Raw genomic sequence first — 1,093 nt, 5'->3', positions numbered from 1 at the left:
GGCTTGCGATGATTTTTGTGGGGATTATTTTTTCAACCTTGAAAAAGGAAGATATTGAGCTTTGGATTAAAAATGGATATTGGGGGGATAGTGAGACTTATTGGGGAGAAGTTGTCGATGAATTCAAATGGAAAAATAAAAGAGCTTCCTTTGAGGTTTTTAAAGATGCTGTATTTGATGCTAGTTTATTTAATGCTAAAACTAATAACCAAATATTAGAATACTTCCGTATAGAAATGCAACGTTATTTCCAATTTAAAGAAGATATAATCTTATCAAAATGGAGTGCTAATAGTATTCTCATTCAACATCCTGTAATTATGAACAATGAATTAGCACAATCAATAAAAGTGGAGAAATTAACAATAAATCATTATTGGAATTATGAAAAACAACCTAGTCGTATTGAATATATTGAACCGGGTAAAGCCCTGCTCCACTTTAATACCCCATGGCAAGGGCTTGTCTTAATCAACACTGAAGATCCCCTCTACACAACCATAAATGAGGCTCAAGTGCATACGATAAATATAAAAGTATCAATGTCCGATTATCAAGGCTCCGAATCACGTTTTTCGTCCACATTACAAGAAATTAATATGAGATAAAAATATGCAGAAACAAGATTACAAAGAATTAGGTTACTCCATTAGAAAATGTAACGATGATGAAATAGAGGTTCGCTTATCTGTTTTAGATGGTTATATTCGTGGGGTTATTCGAGCAATATTAGTGGGAATGCTCTGTATTGGCTCATATTTTGATACTAGTCATGGCATAAAACCATTTAGTCGCGAAATAGATAATGTTTTAGAATCTTATTATTGGGCTACAGATCCTGATAAACTCGCGTATCCCCAATATATAGAATACAAAGAAATAGCGGAAAATAATTATCAATCCAGGCTACAAGATAAAGACCCTTATGCAACCCCTCCTCTATCATATAAAAAATATAGAGATAGTATTATTCCATCACATCCGGTTTTAGAACTATTTCTACATATATTTTGGATCCCAATAGTCATTTTTCTAATATTCTTACCAAGAATAAACGGCATTCGAGTAAACCGCAAAAAACGCCTGATTTATT

2 pseudogenes are annotated in these 1,093 nt (G+C 32.8%); both read left to right on the top strand.

The features are described from left to right. Nucleotides 1-608 (top strand): annotated as a pseudogene (locus tag BKL49_RS12005) (hypothetical protein); the annotation flags it as partial. A 4-nt stretch (nt 609-612) separates the two neighbouring features. Further along, a pseudogene (locus BKL49_RS12000) lies at nt 613-1,093 on the top strand (hypothetical protein); the annotation flags it as partial.

This window comes from Rodentibacter myodis (assembly GCF_001999305.1).
Taxonomy (GTDB): domain Bacteria; phylum Pseudomonadota; class Gammaproteobacteria; order Enterobacterales; family Pasteurellaceae; genus Rodentibacter; species Rodentibacter myodis.
This window is presented reverse-complemented; position numbering and strand designations above follow the sequence as displayed.